The organism is Microbacterium sp. WCS2018Hpa-9 (assembly GCF_031843745.1).
Classification (GTDB): domain Bacteria; phylum Actinomycetota; class Actinomycetes; order Actinomycetales; family Microbacteriaceae; genus Microbacterium.
On the sequence record NZ_JAVTIY010000003.1, the window covers coordinates 265,867 to 284,398 of the forward strand.

Here is an 18,532-nt window from a genome sequence, read left to right on the forward strand (position 1 = left end):
GGATGCTCCAGCCGCACCGCCGCGACCGCGATCGCCTGCTTCCCGCCGACCCAGCGATGCGCATTGTCGCGCGCGCCCTGTACGAGCGGGTCGCCGACGCCCCGATCATCTCGCCGCACGGCCATGTCCCGGTCGAGTGGCTCGTCGACGACCGCCCCTTCGCTGATCCCGCCGCACTGCTGATCAGTCACGATCACTATGTGACCCGCCTGCTCCATGCGTCCGGTGTCGGGCTCGACGAACTCGGCGTCGGCGGAAGCGCGGCGGACCCGCGCGAGATCTGGCGGAAGTTCGCCGAACGCTGGTCGCTCTTCGCCGGAACGGCATCGGGATACTGGCTCACTGAATCGCTCGAGAACGTGCTCGATGTCCGGGTGCCGCTCAGCGCAGCGACGGCGGATCAGAGCTACGACCACATCGTCGAGCAGCTCGCGACCCCGGCTCTCAGGCCACGGGCGCTGTTCCAGAGTTTCGGCATCGAGGTGCTAGCGACCACTGACGACCCGCTCGACGATCTGTCCGGACATGCGGCGCTCGCCGCAGAGGGACGCGTCGGCAGGGTCATCCCCACGTTCCGGCCCGATCGCTATCTCGACCCGGATGCCGGGGGATTCGCCGACAACGTCGCGAGGCTGCTCGCCGCGACGGGCAACTCCAGCACTTTCGCCGGGTACGTCGCCGCGCTGGAACAGCGGAGGCAGTACTTCATCGAGCACGGTGCCGTCTCAGCCGATCACGGCGTGGAAGTTCCCGAGACCCTCGACCTGACCGCCGCGGAGGCTGAATCGCTGTTCGCCCGAGTGCTGGCCGGCGATGCCGATGCCGATGACCGCCAGGCGTTCCGGGCGCACATGCTCTTCCAGATGGCGAGGATGAGCGTTCAGGACGGTCTCGTCATGACCGTCCACGCGGGTGTCGTGCGCAATCACAACGCCGAGACCTTCCGCCGATTCGGGCCCGACACCGGGCACGACATCCCGCGGCGCACCGACTTCGTCGGTGGGCTGCGTCCGCTGCTCGAGAGATTCGGGCTCGAACGTGACCTGCACCTCGTGCTGTTCGCCGTCGATGAGACCGTCTACTCGCGTGAGATCGCGCCACTCGCGGGCTTCTATCCGAGTCTTTACATCGGGGCGCCGTGGTGGTTCCTCGATGCCCCGGACGCGATGGCACGATTCCGCTCGGCAGTGACCGAGACCGCAGGGTTCTCTCGCGGATCCGGGTTCATCGACGACACCCGTGCGTTCCTCTCGATCCCCGCGCGCCACGACACGGCACGCCGTGCCGACGCCTCGTTCCTCGCTCGACTCGTGATCGAGGGGCGGGTGGATGAGGAGGCGGCCGGTGCGATCATCGACGACATCGTCGGGCCGCAGCCCAAGCGGGTGTTCAAGCTGTGAGCGCTCTCGCCGTGAACCTCCTCGGCACCCGCGCCACGCCGGCGCCTCCGGTGCGGATCGTGCATCTCGGGCTCGGCGCCTTCCACCGTTCGCATCAGGCGTGGTACACCGCGAATGCGGCCGACGCCGAGCAGTGGGGGATCGCCGCCTACAGCGGACGCAGCTCGTCGCTCGCTGAAGCGCTGACTGCGCAGGACGGCCTGTACACACTGGTCGTCCGGTCGCCGGAGGGGGATCGGGCCGAGCGCATCGGCAGCATCGTGCGCGCCCATGGCGGATCGGAGCTCGCTCGCTTCGTGGACGATGTGTCGGCCCGCACGACGGCGATCCTGTCGCTCACGATCACGGAAGCCGCGTACTCGCCGAGGGAGACATGCGCCGACGTGGCAGTGCTGGGCGCCCTCGCAGACGGTGCCGAGCTGTCGCAGATCGAGCCGAGCACGGCTCTCGGACGTGTCGTACTCGCTCTGGAGGCGCGTCGACGAGCCGGAAGCGGCCCGCTCGCCCTGGTGTCGTGTGACAACCTGGCCGACAATGGCGGAGTGCTGCGCGCATCGGTCGGCTCTCTCGCGGAGGCGGTTCCCGGACTCGGCGACTGGATCGACAGCACCGTGTCCTTCGTGTCGAGCTCGGTGGATCGGATCACTCCGAGACTCTCCGACGAGGAGACGGCGGCGCTGGCTAAGGTCTACGACGACTGCGCGCCGGTCGTCGCCGAACCCTTCTCCGACTGGGTGGTCGCAGGCTCGTTCCCTGCGGGACGACCGCAGTGGGAGGCGGCGGGGGCGCGCTTCACCGACGATCTCGACCCGTGGGAGGCGCGCAAGCTCTGGCTGCTGAACGGTGCGCACAGCCTGCTCGCCTCGCTGGGGCGACTCCGTGGTCATCGCACCGTCTCCGAGGCGATCGCCGATGCCGAGTGCCTGCGGGCCGTCGGGGCGTACTGGGATGAGGCGTGCGCGCATCTTCCGGACGAACTCGGTCTGTCGGCGTATCGCTCGGCACTGCTCGACCGGTTCCGCAACCCTCGCATCCAGCATCTGCTCGCCCAGATCGGTCTCGATGCCGACACCAAGGTGCGTGTCCGGATAGCGCCGGTCGCCGAACGGGAGCGGCGTGCCGGTCGCTCCGGTGCGGCGTGCGCTGTCGTCATCGCCGCGTGGTTGGCGGTGGAGGGGCAGGCGGTCGACCGCGAGTCGGTCGCGGGCACGGTCGGCATGCTCAGCGCAGCGCTCGGTGCAGACGCTGCCTTCGTCGAAGCGGTGCACAAGGCCCTTCAGCAGGTGGGGAACCTCACGCTTCGGTAACAAGTTGGCAATCGGTTGTCAAACGATTGATTACCTGCTTTACTGGCGTCTGAGGCCACCCATCTCGTTCGCGTCATCCGCGTCGACAAGCGGTTGCGCATCAACCGTTTCATCCAAAGGAGTATGAACAATGTGGAATACCCGTAAGCACCGTCGCCGCGTGGCGTTGCCCGCTGCGCTGCTCGTCACCGCGCTCGTCGCCACCGGCTGCGCTGCCGGAAGCGACCCCGAACCCGCAGGCACGTCGTCGGCCGTCGAAGAGAAGGACCTCGCCGTCGCGGCGGTGTCTGCTCCGAACTCACTCGACCCGGCGCAGCTCGTCGATGGTCAGCAGATGTTCGTCTGGTCGTCTGTTCTCGACACGCTGCTTCGCAAAGACCCCGAGAACGGTGAGCTGCTGCCCGGCGCCGCCGAGAAGTGGGAGTACAACGAAGACGGCACGCAGTTGACCCTCACGCTGCGCGACGGCATGACGTTCAGCTCGGGAGATCCGGTCGATGCAGAGGCCGTCTCGGCCACGCTTCTGCGCTCGAAGGCCACCCCGGGCGCGGTGCAGAGTCGTCTCGCGGCCATGACCGACGTCGTGGCCGAAGACGAGAAGACGGTCGTCATCAGCTTCTCGGCGTTCGATCCGCAGTTCCTCGACAACCTCGCCCAGGGGCCCGGTGCCATCGGCGACCCGGCGACCATGGACGAAGAACGCACGGCCACGGACCCGATCGGCTCAGGCCCGTTCACGCTCGACGTCGAGAAGACCGTCCCCGGTAGCAGCTACGTGCTGGTCAAGCGGGACGACTACTGGGATGCCGAGAACGTGCCGTTCAAGACGCTGACCGTGAAGGTGCTGCAGGACCCGACCGCCTCTCTCAACGCGCTGCAGGCAGGCGAGCTCAATGCCGCGACCGTGCAGTCGCAGGTGGTCTCGCAGCTCGATGCCAACAAGTTCACAGTCACGGTGAACGATGCGGTGGCAGTGGGGTACCTCAACATCCTCGACCGCGCCGGCGACAAGTTCCCGGCTCTCGGTGACGTGAAGGTTCGCCAGGCCATCAACATGGCGATCGACCGCGAAGGCGTGCTCAAGGGGATCTTCAGTGGAGTGGGCATCGCCACCACGCAGCTGGTCAGCCCGTTCGGCGAGATCTACGACGAGAAGCTGAACGACGAGTACGAGTACGACCCCGAGAAGGGCAAGGAGCTCGTCGAAGAGGCCGGGTACGCCGGCGAATCGTTCCAGATCCCCAGCACCTTCCTTTCGACGACCATCGAGCCCGTCCTCACCCAGGCGTTCGCCGACATCGGACTCACGCTCGAGTGGGTCACGGTGCCGCCGCAGCAGGCGCAGGCGGCCGCGAGGTCGGGTGACTACGGTCTCTACTACCAGATCCTCGGGTTCAACTCGGATTCCGCCGACCTCGCCACCACCTTCGGGGCGGCCGGATTCGGAAACCCGACCGGCTACACGGATCCGACCCTCGACGGGTACTTCGACGAGATCAACAACACCGTGGAGTTCGCCGATGCGCTTCCTGTCTACAAGGAGCTGAACGAGTACGTGGTGGACCAGGCGCTGGTCGCACCTATCGCCTACATCGGATCGACATGGGCCACGGCTGACGGCATCACCTATGTCGGCAAGGCCAACACGCTCGCCACCATCCGCCAGTTCGACGTCACCGAGTGAGTGACCGGCGGGGGTGCGGTTCGCCGCACCCCCGCCACACACCGGGAGCCCCTTGATGCTCAGCTACATCCTCCGCAGACTCGGCGCCGGCGTCGTGCTCGCGATCCTGGTGACCTTGATCACCTTCCTCCTTCTCAGCACGTCGTTCGACGATGTCGCCCAGGCCATCCTCGGCACGTCGGCGACACCGGATGTGGTCGACGATCTCATCGCCGAGAAAGGGTGGGACCGTCCGGTCATCGTCCAGTACTTCGACTGGCTGATCCATGCCGTGCAGGGCGACTTCGGAGTCTCCGTGTACACCTCGCTCCCGGTCGGACCCTCGGTTCTGCAGCGACTCGCGGTGACTCTCTCGATCATCGTCCCCGCGTTGATCCTGACGGTCATCATCTCCGTCGTGCTCGGTGTCTGGGCGGCATCCCGTGGTGGTGTCGTCGACCGCATCGCGCAGGGGATCTCGTTGATCGGCTACATCGTGCCCGGCCTGCTGCTGGCGATCGTCCTCGTGGTGGTCTTCGCGGTGCAGCTCAAGTGGCTTCCCGCAACGGGATTCACTCCGTTCGCGGAGGATCCCGCTGCATGGGTGCGGAGCATCACGATCCCGGTGATCGTGCTCACCATCGGCGGTGTGGCCAACATGGCGGCTCAGGTCCGTGGCCGCATGATCGACGAGCTCCGCCGCGACTACATCCGCACCCTGCGCACGCGGGGATCGTCGACGACGTCGATCGTCATCAAGCACGCGCTGCGCAACGCCGCGAGTCCGGCGCTCACGGTGATGTCGCTGGAGTTCATCCAGATGTTCGGCGGCGCGCTCATCATCGAGAACGTCTTCGCTCTGCCGGGCTACGGCAGCTTCGCGTTCAACGCCTCCCTGCAGGGCGACATCCCCGTGATCATGGGCATCACCGCGTTCGGCGTGCTGCTCGTCACCGTCGTCAACCTCCTCACCGACCTGGCCAACGGTTGGCTGAACCCGAAAGCGAGAGTCCATTGAGCGACGAACGCCCACCCCAGACCAATACGGGCACAGTGACGCCGCCCAGCACCGAGCTGCTCGTCACGCTCGAGAATGCGGCGAAGACCCGCACGTCGACCTGGCGTCGGATCCTCCGCGACCCGCAGGCGGTCGTGACGCTCGTGCTCCTCGCCCTGATCTTCCTGCTCGGGCTGCTCACGCCGTGGCTCGCGCCGCACGGCCCGAACGACGCCGAGCTCTCGATGATCAACGCGCCCGTCGGAACACCGGGGTATCTCCTCGGCGCCGACGAAGCCGGGCGCGACATCCTCTCGCGGCTGCTCCATTCGATCAACACGGCGGCCATCTCCGCGCTGATCGGAGCCGGTGTGGCTCTGCTCGTCGGAGTGGTCGCCGGCCTCATCGGCGGCTACTTCGGCACCGTGACGCGAGCGACCACCGAGTGGCTGTTCAACCTCATCATGACGTTCCCCGGCATCCTGCTGCTGATCATCCTGATGCCGGTCACCGGGGGCGACTACCGCTTCACGATGCTGATCTTCGGCGTGCTGCTGTCGCCGGGCATCTACCGCATCGTCCGCAACCTCGTGCTCGGGGTGAAGAACGAGCTCTACGTCGATGCCGCCCGGGTGTCAGGGCTCGGCAACCTCCGCATCCTCGGACGACACGTGCTCTTCGTCGTGAGAGGGCCGATCATCATCGCCGCGGCATTCATGGCCGGTTCCGCGATCGCCGTGCAGTCGGGGCTCGCGTTTCTCGGCGTCGGCTCGCTGCAGATCCCGAGCTTCGGCTCGATGATCTCGTCAGGCTTCCGCAACCTCTACATCGCCCCCACGCAGTTCCTGTGGCCGAGTCTGCTGCTCGGCGTCATCACGGCGTCGCTCGTGCTGCTCGGCAACGCTCTGCGCGACATCCTCGAGGGCTCCATGCCGAAACCCGCCAAGGTCGGACGCGGCCAGCGTGTGCTCGACAGCGCCGGAGAGGCCACGGCTTCTCGGACAGGACTGCTCGAGATCAACGACCTCGCCATCGCCTATCCGCGTCCGAGCGGCGGCCTGAACGAGGTCGTGCGCGGCGTCGACCTGTCGATCGCCCGTGGGCAGATCGTCGGGCTGGTCGGTGAGTCCGGGTCGGGCAAGTCGCAGACCGCGTTCGCCTCGCTGGGGGTGCTGCCGAACGAGGCGGTCATCACTCGAGGGTCGATTCGCTTCGACGGACGCGAACTCGTCGGACTCACGGATGCCCAGATGCGTCCGCTCCGGGGCAAGGAGATCGCGTACATCCCCCAGGAACCCATGTCGAACCTCGACCCGTCGTACAAGGTCGGCGCACAGCTCGTCGAGGGCGTGCGGTCGGCGCTCGGCGTGACGCGTGCGGAGGCCTCTGCCCGGGTGCTGGCGCTGCTCGAGAGGGTGGGGATCGCTGATCCGAAGCGCACTTTCGACTCGTATCCCCACCAGATCTCGGGGGGCATGGCGCAGCGAGTGCTGATCGCCGGCGCCGTCGCGAGCCGGCCGAAGCTGCTGATCGCCGACGAGCCGACGACCGCGCTGGATGTCACAGTCCAGGCCGAGATCCTCGACCTGCTGCGAGACCTGCAGTCCGAGCTCGACATGGCGATCCTCCTGGTGACCCACAACTTCGGTGTCGTCGCCGACCTCTGCGATCGCATCGCGGTCATGCAGAACGGCGTGATCGTCGAGTCGGGCACGGCCGATCAGGTCTTTGCGCATCCGACGCACGAGTACACGAAGATGCTGCTCGGTGCGATCCTCGACGAGAGCACGGTCCGCACGGATCCGTCCGCCACAGCCTCCGATGAAAGGAACGAGCGATGAGCCTCCTCGAGGTCGATGAGCTTCGCGTCGCCTTCCCGGGACGGGGATGGCGGGCCAAGCCGGTCGAAGTGCTGCACGGCGTCTCTCTCGACGTCGCGCCGGGGGAGACCCTGGGGCTGGTCGGTGAATCCGGATCGGGCAAGACCACGATCGGACGCGCGGTGCTGGGCCTGGTGAAGCCGTCCGGCGGTGACATCCGGTTCGACGGGACGTCGATCGCCGGCATCTCACCTCGGGATCGGCGTCGCCTGTCTCGTGACATCCAGGTCGTGTTCCAAGACCCGTACACGTCGCTCAATCCCTCCATGACCATCGGCGACATCCTCGCCGAGCCGTTGGTGATCCAGGGCGCGACGGCGAAGGATGCCCGCTCGCGGGTCCAGACCCTGCTAGACCAGGTGGGGCTTCCGGCGGATGCCATCGAACGGTTGCCCCGGGAGTTCTCGGGCGGTCAGCGTCAGCGTGTCGCGATCGCGCGCGCTCTCGCGCCCGAACCCCGCCTGATCGTCTGTGACGAACCGGTGTCGGCGCTCGACCTCTCGACGCAGGCGAGGGTTCTCGACCTGTTCGTCGACATCCAGCGGGCGACCGGGGTCGCCTATCTCTTCGTGTCGCACGATCTCTCGGTCGTCCGCCACATCAGTCACCGGGTGGCAGTGCTGTACCGCGGCGACTTGGTCGAGACGGGACCTGCCGAGCATGTGACCTCGACCCCCGACCATCCCTACACCCAGAAGCTGCTGCTCGCGGCACCGGTCGCCGACCCCGCCCGTCAGCGCGAGCGGCGACTCGAGCGCCGCCGCATCATGGAGGCATCATGACCCAGAATCCGATCATCCCCGGCTACCACCCGGATCCCTCGATCTGCCGCGTCGGCGACGACTGCTACCTCGCGAACTCGAGCTTCGAGTACTCGCCGGGCGTCCCGGTGTTCCACTCCCGTGACCTGGTCTCGTGGACGCAGATCGGCAACATCCTCGACCGACCGGAGCACCTCGACGTGCGCACCGGACTCGCGGGTGCCAGTGGCGGGATCTACGCTCCGACGCTCAGGCACCACGACGGCCGATTCTGGATGATCACGACGAACATCCACGAGGTCGGCCGCGGTCACATCCTGACTCATACCGACGACCCCTCGGGCCCGTGGAGCGAACCCGTCTATGTCGCAGGACTCATCGGCATCGACCCCGACATCGCCTGGGACGACGACGGCACCTGCTTCGTCACCTGGAGCGACGTGATGCGTGGCGGCATCTCGCAGGCCGTCGTCGATCCGTTCTCCGGCGAGGTGCTGTCGGAACCGCGGTCGCTGTGGGCGGGGACCGGCGGCGCGCACGCCGAAGGGCCTCACCTGATCCGCCGCGGGGAGTGGTGGTACCTGCTCGTCGCCGAGGGCGGCACGGGGCCCGGCCATATGGTGACGATCGCGCGCTCCTCGAGCATCAGCGGGCCTTTCGAGCCGGCGCCGACGAATCCGATCCTCACCCATCGCAGCACGAGCGCGGCCGTGCAGTCGACGGGCCATTCCGATCTGGTCGAGCTCGCCGACGGATCCTGGGCGCTCGTGTTCCTCGCGACGCGGCCCCGCGGTACGTTCCCCCGCTGGCATACGAACGGGCGCGAGACATTCGTCGCCGGGGTGGACTGGATCGACGGGTGGCCGGTCGTCGACGAGGAGCGTTACGACGTCCCGCTCGCGAAGTCCTCGTTCGTCGAGGACTTCAGGGGAGAGCGACTGCATCCGCGGTGGATATCGCCGGGAATCTCGCCGTCGTCGTTCGCCAGGACGAGCGCCCGAGGCCTGCACCTCGAGCGGGGGCGCGATGCGCTCGGCTTGGGTGCCGAGCGGCTGCTCGCGGTGCGCGCCGAAGATGAGCTCTGGTCGGTGCGCCTGCATGCGACAGGCGACGTCGCGCTCTCGGTCCGGATGGACGACGCGCACCAGTTGCTGGTCGAGCGCGTAGGTGCAGAGGTGCGCGCGCGGATCGTCATCGGTCCGCTGAGCGACGTCGTCGCGAGAACGGACGCGCCGATGGATGCGGTGCTCGAGATCCGAGCCACGGAGTTCGAAGCTGAGCGCGGCGCGCGTCGCGGTCCCGACCTGCTGCGCGCCGGTCTCTCTTCGGCGGAGGGCTTCGTCGAGCTCGCCACCCTCGACGGTCGGTATCTGTCGACCGAGGTCGCCGGTGGTTTCACGGGACGGGTCATCGGTGTCGAGGCTCTCGGAGAGCAGGTCGTCGTCAGCAGGTTCGAGTACGAGTCGGGTGCTGCTGCGGCGGAGTGATCAGTCCTGCGCGTCGGTCTTCAGCTCAGGCACGAAGGTCGACATCAGCGACGTGACGCACGCATCGACGTCGATCGCCGAACGGTCGAAGAGCCACTGCGTGTGCAGCCCGTCCATCGCGCCGATCGTGATCGCTGCGAGGTGTGCCGGGGGCAGGTCCGTCGACAGGCGCCCCTCATCGCCGAGCCGGCTGAACAGGCGGGTCACGAACGAGCGGATGTTGCGGTAGCGCGTCTCGAAGTAGTCGTGCGCCGGGTGAGCGGGCGCCGTTGCCTCACCGGTGAGCACGGCGCTCAGCTCCACCAGGCCGACGCGCCGATCCCGTTCGATCAACGTCGTGGCCATGCCGCGGAGCACATCGAGCGGATCGGCTCCGGTGGTCAAGACCTCGTTGCGTGCGAGATAGTCGGCGCTGCGCTCGTCCTGCAGCGTGAGGACGGCCATGAGCAGATCCTCTTTACGGGGGAAGTGATGCAGCAGCCCGGTGTGGCTGATGCCCGCCCGACGAGCGATCTCGGCCATCGAGGCCCCGTGGAACCCGGACTCGCCGAAGATCGTGAGGCAGGCATCCAGGATGCCGCGGCGGACGGCTGCGGTCTTGGCGTACTGGGCCATCGACACCTCCGGCGATAAAAATAGTGAGGACTTACTATTTTATGTTACCGTTGGCTCGCAATCGGTTGTCACGATTGCTCACGATCGAGAGGATCCCTCAATGACGAACTTCCCCACCGGCTTCCTCTGGGGCGCCGCCACCGCCGGACACCAGATCGAAGGCAACAATGTCAACAGCGACTGGTGGGAGCGGGAGCTGACCATGCCGGGCATGGAGCCCTCTGGCGACGCCGTCGACAGCTACCACCGCTTCCGCGAGGACATCGACCTGCTCGCCGATGCCGGCCTCGACACCTACCGCTTCAGCCTGGAGTGGTCGCGCATCGAGCCGATCGAGGGGCAGTTCTCGCGCGCCTCGCTCGCGCATTATCGCCGTGTGATCGACCACTGCCTCTCGCGCGGAGTCACGCCCTTCGTCACGCTGCAGCACTTCACGACGCCGCGCTGGTTCGCGAACGACGGCGGGTGGACGTCGCCGAAGGCGAAGGATCGCTTTCTGAGCTTCGTGACCCAGGCCACCACGATCCTCGACGGCGTCGAGTGGGTCGCCACCATGAACGAGCCGAACATGCAGGCGGCCATCATGACAGCGATGCGCCGCATGGCCGAGACTCAGGGTGGCCAGTGGACGAGCCCCACGGTCGAGAGTGACACCGAGCGCGAGGGTGGCGAGGAGACGAAGCTCGAGAAGAAGCAGCACGGTGCCTTCCTGCAGGACGCAGACCCCGAGATCGGCCGCGCGTTCGTCGAGATCCACCATGCCGCCCGAGAGATCGTGCGCGCCCGCACGAACGCCAAGGTCGGCTGGACCATCGCGGCGGGCGCGCTCACCGCAGCCCCCGGTGGTGAGGAGAAGCTGAAGCAGATCCGGTACGGCAAGGAAGACGTCTACTGGGAGGGGTCGCGCGGCGACGACTTCGTCGGCGTGCAGGCGTACTCGTCGCAGGAGGTCGACGCGGACGGGCTCGTGCCGCACCCGCCGCACCCCGACAACACGCTCGTCGGCACCGCGTTCCGCCCCGACTCTCTCGCCATGGCCGTGCGCCACGCGTGGGAGGTCTCCGAGGGCGTCACGGTCATCGTGACCGAGAACGGCATCGCCACCGCCGACGACACCCAGCGGATCCGCTACACGGATGCCGCGCTGCGGGGACTCGCCGACACGATCGACGAGGGCATCGACGTTCGCGGGTACCTGCACTGGACGCTGCTCGACAACTTCGAGTGGGGTCACTGGGCCCCGACCTTCGGCCTGATCGCCGTGGATCGTGAGACGTTCGTGCGCAGCCCCAAGCCGAGCCTCGGCTGGTTGGGCGAGGTCGCCCAGCGCAACGGTCTGGCCTGACTGAAGCCGCGTACAGAGACCGAGCAGATGACCGTCGACGTCGACGATCCCCAGGGTGAAGGCCCTGCGGAGGCTGCGGGGCGCGTTCCGGAGGGCAACCTCGCGCTCCCGCAGCCGCCCTCCTTGGCCCCCGCGCCGGACGGCGCGGGGGCCGGGCAGGCGTCCGTCTCGGTGTGGTCGATCGCCCTGCTCGTCGCCGCGACCTTCGGGGCCGGCATGGCGATGATCGTGCCGATGGCCTACTCGCTGGCGGTGCGGCTCGACCAGCTGGCACCCGGGCGCACCGAAGCCCTCGGCATCGTCCTCGCGGTCGGCTCGGCGGCCACACTCGTGCTTGCGCCGCTCACCGGCATCCTCAGTGATCGCCTGCGCAGCCGCTGGGGGCGGCGGCGTCCGTTCACCGTGATCGGTCTGCTGATCGGTGCGGCCTCGGTGCCGGTCATGGCCCTCGCCCCGAATCTCACCGCCCTCACCATCGGATGGACGCTCTCGACCGTGGGGTGGGGAACCGCGGCTGCGTCACTCGGAAACTGGCAGGCGGATCGCCTGCCGCCGCATCAGCGTGGCCGCGTGTCGGGTCTCACCGGTGTCACGATGCAGGTCGCGCCCGTCGTCGGCATCATCCTCGTCGGATTCTTCCGCGACCAGGTGCTCCTCGTCTTCGCGCTGCCTGCCGCGATCGGCGCCGTACTCGTGGTCGCATTTCTCGCGGTGGTGCATGACCCTGACAGCAGGGGGATGGTGATCGAGCGGCGGCTGACCGTCGGCGCACTGCTGCGGAGTTACGGCTTCGATCCGCGCAAAGCCCCGGACTTCGCATGGAACTGGCTCGGGCGCTTCATCTTCTTCTCGGGGCTGACCCTCACCACCAGCTTCACCGTGTTCTTCGTCGCTCAGCGGCTCGAGCTTCGCGTGCCTGATGTCGCCGGAGTACTCGCGATCGTCTCGGCGTCGAGCATCGTCACGGCCACCCTCGGCTCCCTCGGGGGCGGATGGCTGAGCGATCGGGTGGGCAGGCGCAAGCCGTTCATCCTCGCGGGTGCCGCTCTCTTCGCGGCGGGATGCAGCGTCTCGGCGTTCGCCCACGACCTGCCGACCCTCATGGTGGGCACCCTGCTGAACTCCCTCGGCATCGCCACCTTCTCGGCCGTCGCCCAGGCGCTGCTGCTCGACGTGCTGCCCGATCGCGAGAGGGAGGCGGGTCGCTACATGGCCATCGCCCTGTTCGCCCAGAAGATCCCCGGCGTCTTCGCTCCGGTCCTGGGCGGCGCGGTGCTGGCGATCGGAGCCGGCGCAGAGAACTTCACCGCGCTCTACCTTCTCGCCGCCGCACTCGCTTTCGCCGGTGGCCTTCTCATCACCCTCTCGGTGCGCAGCGTCCGCTGAGCCCCCACCCTTCGAAACGGAGCAATGATGTCCTTTCCTTTCCCCGATGTCTCGTCGACCCCCCTCGCCTCGCTGACCGATCTGACAGGACGCACCGCGCTCATCACCGGAGGCGCTCAGGGCCTCGGCCGTGCCATCGCGGATCGGCTCGCCGAGGCCGGTGCGAGCATCGTGATCGCCGACCTCGACGAGGGGCGCTCTCACGCGGCGGCGGGCGAGATCGGCGAGCGCTTCTCGGTGCGGACGGTGGGCGTGCGCATGGATGTGACCGACTCGGCGTCGGTGTCTGCGGCGACCGACGCCGCGGCGGCTGAGGTCGGTGCCCCGGACATCTGGGTGAACAACGCGGGGATCTTCCCCAGCCAGTCCCTGCTCGAGATGAGCGACGAGACCTGGGAGCAGGTCTTCGCGGTGAACACGCGCGGTGTGCGCAACGGCGCCCGAGAGGCGGCGCGTCGGATGCCGCAGGGCGGCGTCATCGTCAACATCGTCTCGACGGCGGGCTTTCGGGGAACCGCCCCCGGCCTCTCGGCCTACGTCTCGTCGAAGCATGCGGTGCGGGGGCTCACGAAGCAGCTCGCTCTGGAGCTCGCTCCCCAGGGTGTCCGCGTGCTCGGTGTCGCTCCCAGCTATGTGCCGACCGAGGGGAACATGGCGATGGCGGCCGCGGCGATGGAGCAGATGGCAGCAGCCGGCATCGACCCCTCGACCATGCCTTCGGCGATGTCGCAGAGTCTGATCGGCCGTCAGGGCACGCCCGACGACATCGCGCGCGTGGTGCTGTTCTGCGCCAGTGACCTCTCGATGGTCATGACGGGCAGCACTCTGCTCGCCGACGCCGGGGAGACCATCTAGCTGGCAATCGGTTGCCATTTTCTCCGAACTCTGCTGTACTGAAACCAAGAACGCAAAGAAGCGCACGAAAGGCCCTTGATGCTCAAGCCCATCGCCACCGCGACCCGTGACCTCGTCAAGCTCGACGGAGTCTGGAAGTTCGGGATCGACTCCCGCCTCCCGGAGGAGCCCTGGCTCGCCGCTCTCGACACGCCTCTCGAAGCAGCCGTTCCGGCGAGCTACAACGATCTCTTCACCGATCCGGCGATCCGCGACCACGTCGGCTGGGTCTACTACCAGCGGTCGGTGCAGGTGCCGCGCGGCTGGGCGGGGGAGCGGATCCTCCTGCGCTTCGACGCCGCGACGCACTCGGCGAAGGTCTATGTCGACGACCAGCTCGTCGGCGGGCACGTCGGCGGCTACACGCCGTTCGACATCGACGTGACCGATGTCGTGAAGCCGGGTACCGCGTTCCGGCTCACTGTGGCGGTCAGCCCCGACCTCAGCAACACCACGATCCCGCCGGGAAAGATCGAGGTCGGCATGACCGGGGCCAAGACCCAGACCTACTTCCACGACTTCTACAATTACGCGGGCCTCGCGCGCTCGGTGTCGCTGTACTCACTGCCGCAGGTGCACGTCGACGACGTCACCGTGGTGACGACGTTCGAGGGCTCGACCGGATTCGTCGACTACCGCGTCGAGACCGTCGGCGGTGCTGAGGTGCGCGTCAGCCTGACGGATGCCGCAGGCGGCGTCGTGGCGACGGCATCCGGTCTTCAGGGGCGTCTCGAGATCGCAGACGTCGTGCTCTGGAAGCCGGGCGCCGCGTACCTCTACGAGCTGACCGTCGAGGCGGTCGACGGGGAAGACGTGCTCGACACCTACTCGCTCGCCGTGGGTGTGCGCACCGTCGAGGTGCGAGGCGAGGAGTTCCTCGTGAACGGCGAGCCTTTCTACTTCACGGGATTCGGCAAGCACGAAGACACGTTCGTCCGTGGCAAGGGTCATGACGACGCCTACATGGTGCACGACTTCCAGCTGATGGAGTGGACGGGTGCGAACTCGTTCCGCACCTCGCACTACCCCTACGCCGAGGACGTCCTCGACTTCGCCGACCGCCACGGCATCCTCGTGATCGACGAGACCGCGGCCGTGGGTCTCAACATGGGTGTCGTCGGCGGACTGAGCGGCACCCCGCCGTTCCCCACCTTCTCGGAGCAGTATGCCGGGGCGGAGACCCACGCGGCGCACGCGCAGCACCTGCGTGAGCTGATCGGACGCGACAAGAACCATCCGTCCGTCGTGCTCTGGTGCATCGCCAACGAGCCCGCCTCGAATGAGGACGGCGCGCGCGAGTACTTCGAGCCGTTGGTGAACCTGGTGCGCGAGCTCGACCCGACGCGTCCGATCACCTACTCGATGGTGATGTTCGCGACTTTCAAGAACGACCAGATCATCGACCTGTTCGACGTCGTGAGCCTGAACCGCTACTACGGCTGGTACATCAACGCGGGCGACCTCGCGACGGCGGAGCTGTATCTGCAGGGCGACATCCAGGGCTGGATCGACCGCACGGGCAAGCCGATCATGATGCTCGAATACGGCGCCGACACGATGCCTGGCCTGCATTCGGTGTGGGACCAGGTGTGGACCGAGGAGTACCAGACCGACCTGCTTGCGATGTACCACCGCGTCTTCGATCGCTTCCCGCAGTTCGTCGGTGAGCAGATCTGGAACTTCGCCGACTTCGCCACGACCAACGGCCTGCACCGCGTCGGCGGCAACAAGAAGGGCATCTTCACCCGCGAGCGCCGGCCGAAGTCCGCCGCATTCGCGCTGCGTCAGCGGTGGCGCGGACTCGACGGACGCAAGCCCGGCACAGACGCGGACACCGGCGCAGACGCCTGACCGACCGCCTTCACGACCAGGAGATACACATGACCATCGACAGGGCCGACGTCATCGTCACGAGTCCCGACCGCAACTTCGTCACGCTGAAGATCACGACCGCAGACGGCGTGACAGGCCTCGGTGACGCCACGCTGAACGGGCGCGAGCTCGCGGTCGTCGCGTACCTCACCGAGCACGTGGTGCCGCTGCTGATCGGGGCCGACGAGTCGCGCATCGAAGACACCTGGCAGTTCCTCTACCGCAGCGCCTACTGGCGCCGCGGACCCGTGACCATGGCGGCGATCGCGGCAGTCGACATGGCACTGTGGGACATCAAGGGCAAGGTCGCCGGCCTCCCGGTCTATCAGCTGCTCGGCGGGGCCAGCCGGAAGGGCCTGATGGCCTACGGGCACGCGTCGGGCAAGGAGCTTCCCGAGCTCTTCGATTCCATCCGGGCTCATCAGGCGCAGGGGTACAGGGCGATCCGGGTGCAGACCGGGGTGCCTACGCTCAAGGCGATCTACGGGATCGCCTCGCAGTCGGCCGACACCGGGGGAGGTGAGGCTCGATACGACCACGAGCCGGCCCGCCGTGGTGCGAAGCCGGTCGAGGAGGACTGGGACACCCGCGCCTACCTGAACCATCTGCCCGGTGTGTTCGAGGCGGTGCGCAACGAGTTCGGCCCGGATATCCCCCTGCTGCACGACGGGCACCACCGCATGACGCCGATCCAGGCTGCACGCCTGGGAAAGGATCTCGAGCCGTACGACCTGTTCTGGCTCGAGGACTGCACCCCGGCCGAGAACCAGGAGGCGCTGCGCCTGGTGCGCCAGCACACCACGACGCCGTTGGCGATCGGCGAGATCTTCAACACCGTCTGGGACTTCAAGGACATCGTCCGCGACCAGCTCATCGACTACGTGCGCGGAGCCGTCACGCACATGGGCGGCATCAGCGCGCTGAAGAAGACGCTCGACTACGCCGCGATGTACCAGATCAAGTCGGGCATGCACGGGCCGACCGACATCTCGCCGGTGGGTATGGCGGCGGCGATGCACCTGGGCCTCGCGATCCACAACTTCGGCATCCAGGAGTACATGCAGCACGGGTCGCGTACCGACCAGGTGTTCCAGCAGTCGTTCACCTGGAACGACGGCTACCTGCACCCCGGCGACAAGCCCGGTCTCGGTGTCGACCTCGACGTCGATGAGGCGGGCAAGTACCCGTACGAGCAGGCATACCTGCCCTACAACCGGCTGCTCGACGGCACCGTCCACGACTGGTGAGCGCACACGCATCGCCCCCGGTCGTGGTGATGGGGGTCTCTGCTGCGGGCAAGTCGACCGTGGGGCGTCTGCTCGCGGCGGATCTCGGCGTCGAGTTCCTCGACGCGGACGACCTGCATCCCGCATCCAACCGGGCGAAGATGAGTGCCGGGACGCCACTGACGGACGGCGACCGGATGCCGTGGCTCGACCGCGTGGGCGAAGAACTCGCCGCGCGGTCGGCATCGGGGGCAGTGATCGCGTGCTCGGCGCTTCGGCGCCGCTATCGGGATCGCATTCGCGCTCGGGTGCCGGACGTCGTCTTCGTGCACCTGCACGGCAGTGATGCGCTGCTCGCAGAGCGCGCGGCAGGACGGACCGACCATTTCATGCCGCCTTCTCTCCTTCGCTCGCAGCTCGACACCCTCGAAGCGATCGACGCCGACGAGGTCGCCGTCGTCGTCGATGTGGGTCGCCCGCCCGCGGAAATCGCCCGCGCCGCCGTCGAATGGGTCGAATCGCTCCGACCATGACACGCTGGGAGCTGGGAGGAACCATGGACGACGATCTGCCCGGCGAACTCGCGGAGCGCATCAGGCGCCGCGGCGGTGCCGCGACCATCTATGACATCGCGGAGCTCGCCGGTGTGAACCCGTCGACGGTGTCGCGGGCGCTGAGCAAGCCCGGGCGCATCAGCAAGAAGACGGAGGAGAGGATCCGTCTCGCCGCCGACCGCCTGGACTTCCAGTTCAACCCGATGGCGCGTGCGCTGCCGACGGGGCGAAGCCACACCATCGGGTTGATGGTGGCCGACATCACCAACCCCGTGATCTTCGGCATCGTCCGCGGTGCCGAGCACACCGCAGCCGCCGCGGGGTACACGCTGGTGATCGCCGAGTCGCAGGAGTCCGGTGAAGCGGAAGCCGAAGCCGTCTCGAGGCTGCTGCCGAGCGTCGACGGGTTGATCCTGGCGACCACCCGTCTGGCTGACGAGCGGATCCTGCGGGTGGCGGAGCGCAAGCCCGTCATCCTGATCAACCGGCAGGTCGACGGTGTGGTCGGCGTCCTTCCCGCGGTGGAACAGGGCGTCTCGGATCTCGTCGCGCATCTCGCCGACCTCGGTCACCGCTCGATCGCGTATCTCTCCGGCCCCGAGACATCGTGGATCAGCCGACGACGGTGGGAGGCGATGCTCGACGCCGCCGAGCGCCTCGGCCTCGCGGTCGTCGAGATCGGCCCGCACACGCCGACGATCGACGGCGGTCGCGAGGCTCTTCGACGGGTGCAGGCATCACGGGCGACCGCGGTGATTGCCTTCAACGATCTGATGGCGATCGGTCTGATCCAGGCCTCCGCCGCCGCGGGCATCCACGTGCCTGACGAGCTGAGCATCGCGGGCTTCGACGACATCTTCGGCAGCGAGCTCATCGTCCCCGCGCTGACCACCGTCCGCGCCCAGCTGCAGCTCGCGGGGGAGCGTGCCGTCGGCAAGGTGCTCGAAGCTCTGGGCGATGCGACCGAACCGGTGAGCGACGATCCTCTCGCGACGACCCTGGTGGTGCGGGGCAGTACAGGACGCGCTGCTCGGAGCTGAGTACCGTGCGGTCAGCTGTGCGGCTTCCTGTCAACGATCTGGCAATCGGTTGCCGAATGCACGGAACTCTGATTTGATGTAACTGTCTCGACAGTGAGACGGTCT

The 18,532-nt window shown here is 67.5% G+C and carries 15 protein-coding genes; 14 read left to right on the plus strand and 1 reads right to left on the minus strand.

From position 1 onward, the window contains the following. The first annotated feature begins 2 nt into the window (after positions 1–2). From uxaC to RQG82_RS07940, 7 genes are all read left to right on the plus strand, one after another. Positions 3–1,400 (plus strand): glucuronate isomerase, encoded by a 1,398-nt coding sequence (gene uxaC / locus RQG82_RS07910; protein WP_311258546.1) that lies wholly within the window; start codon positions 3–5, stop codon positions 1,398–1,400. Further along, on the plus strand, positions 1,397–2,707 hold the full coding sequence (locus RQG82_RS07915) for a mannitol dehydrogenase family protein (protein ID WP_311258547.1): 1,311 nt from the start codon (positions 1,397–1,399) through the stop codon (positions 2,705–2,707). Before uxaC ends, RQG82_RS07915 begins: the two co-directional genes overlap by 4 nt. A 130-nt stretch (positions 2,708–2,837) precedes the next feature. Beyond that, positions 2,838–4,391 carry an ABC transporter substrate-binding protein gene (locus RQG82_RS07920; protein ID WP_311258548.1) on the plus strand — a complete coding sequence of 518 codons (1,554 nt, stop codon included), beginning with the start codon at positions 2,838–2,840 and terminating at the stop codon, positions 4,389–4,391. 55 nt (positions 4,392–4,446) lie between these two features. Continuing rightward, the gene (locus RQG82_RS07925) at positions 4,447–5,388 is read left to right on the plus strand and encodes an ABC transporter permease (protein WP_311258549.1); all 942 of its coding nucleotides are present in this window, start codon (positions 4,447–4,449) and stop codon (positions 5,386–5,388) included. Positions 5,389–5,423: 35 nt separating this feature from the next. Further along, on the plus strand, positions 5,424–7,208 hold the full coding sequence (locus RQG82_RS07930; RefSeq protein ID WP_311258550.1) for a dipeptide/oligopeptide/nickel ABC transporter permease/ATP-binding protein: 1,785 nt from the start codon (positions 5,424–5,426) through the stop codon (positions 7,206–7,208). Further along, positions 7,205–8,029 (plus strand): ATP-binding cassette domain-containing protein, encoded by an 825-nt coding sequence (locus tag RQG82_RS07935; protein ID WP_311258551.1) that lies wholly within the window; start codon positions 7,205–7,207, stop codon positions 8,027–8,029. The genes RQG82_RS07930 and RQG82_RS07935 overlap by 4 nt, the downstream gene beginning before the upstream one ends. After that, complete coding sequence (locus RQG82_RS07940) at positions 8,026–9,495, plus strand: family 43 glycosylhydrolase (RefSeq protein ID WP_311258552.1); 1,470 nt, start codon at positions 8,026–8,028, stop codon at positions 9,493–9,495. Before RQG82_RS07935 ends, RQG82_RS07940 begins: the two co-directional genes overlap by 4 nt. Here the strand turns inward: RQG82_RS07940 and RQG82_RS07945 are convergent, their stop codons facing one another. Beyond that, positions 9,496–10,110, minus strand: a complete 615-nt coding sequence (locus RQG82_RS07945; RefSeq protein ID WP_311258553.1) for a TetR/AcrR family transcriptional regulator — start codon at positions 10,108–10,110, stop codon at positions 9,496–9,498. 100 nt (positions 10,111–10,210) lie between these two features. Here RQG82_RS07945 and RQG82_RS07950 point away from each other — a divergent pair, with 100 nt between their 5' ends. The 7 genes from RQG82_RS07950 to RQG82_RS07980 all read left to right on the plus strand — a co-directional run bounded on the left by RQG82_RS07950 (position 10,211) and on the right by RQG82_RS07980 (position 18,427). Further along, a complete protein-coding gene (locus tag RQG82_RS07950; RefSeq protein WP_311258554.1) occupies positions 10,211–11,455 on the plus strand; it encodes a family 1 glycosylhydrolase in 1,245 nt (414 codons plus the stop codon). Between the two features lie 27 nt (positions 11,456–11,482). Then, positions 11,483–12,841: an MFS transporter gene (locus RQG82_RS07955; RefSeq protein ID WP_311258555.1), complete on the plus strand. Its 1,359-nt coding sequence runs from the start codon at positions 11,483–11,485 to the stop codon at positions 12,839–12,841. A 24-nt stretch (positions 12,842–12,865) separates the two neighbouring features. Next, positions 12,866–13,696 carry an SDR family oxidoreductase gene (locus tag RQG82_RS07960; protein WP_311258556.1) on the plus strand — a complete coding sequence of 277 codons (831 nt, stop codon included), beginning with the start codon at positions 12,866–12,868 and terminating at the stop codon, positions 13,694–13,696. A 78-nt stretch (positions 13,697–13,774) separates the two neighbouring features. Next, positions 13,775–15,586, plus strand: coding sequence for a beta-glucuronidase (gene uidA, locus RQG82_RS07965; protein ID WP_311258557.1), 1,812 nt, complete (start codon positions 13,775–13,777; stop codon positions 15,584–15,586). Positions 15,587–15,615: 29 nt separating this feature from the next. Then, positions 15,616–16,854 carry a D-mannonate dehydratase ManD gene (manD, locus tag RQG82_RS07970; RefSeq protein ID WP_311258558.1) on the plus strand — a complete coding sequence of 413 codons (1,239 nt, stop codon included), beginning with the start codon at positions 15,616–15,618 and terminating at the stop codon, positions 16,852–16,854. Continuing rightward, on the plus strand, positions 16,851–17,366 hold the full coding sequence (locus RQG82_RS07975) for a gluconokinase, GntK/IdnK-type (protein WP_311258559.1): 516 nt from the start codon (positions 16,851–16,853) through the stop codon (positions 17,364–17,366). Before manD ends, RQG82_RS07975 begins: the two co-directional genes overlap by 4 nt. A 23-nt stretch (positions 17,367–17,389) precedes the next feature. After that, on the plus strand, positions 17,390–18,427 hold the full coding sequence (locus tag RQG82_RS07980) for a LacI family DNA-binding transcriptional regulator (RefSeq protein ID WP_311258560.1): 1,038 nt from the start codon (positions 17,390–17,392) through the stop codon (positions 18,425–18,427). The last annotated feature ends 105 nt before the right edge of the window (positions 18,428–18,532 follow it).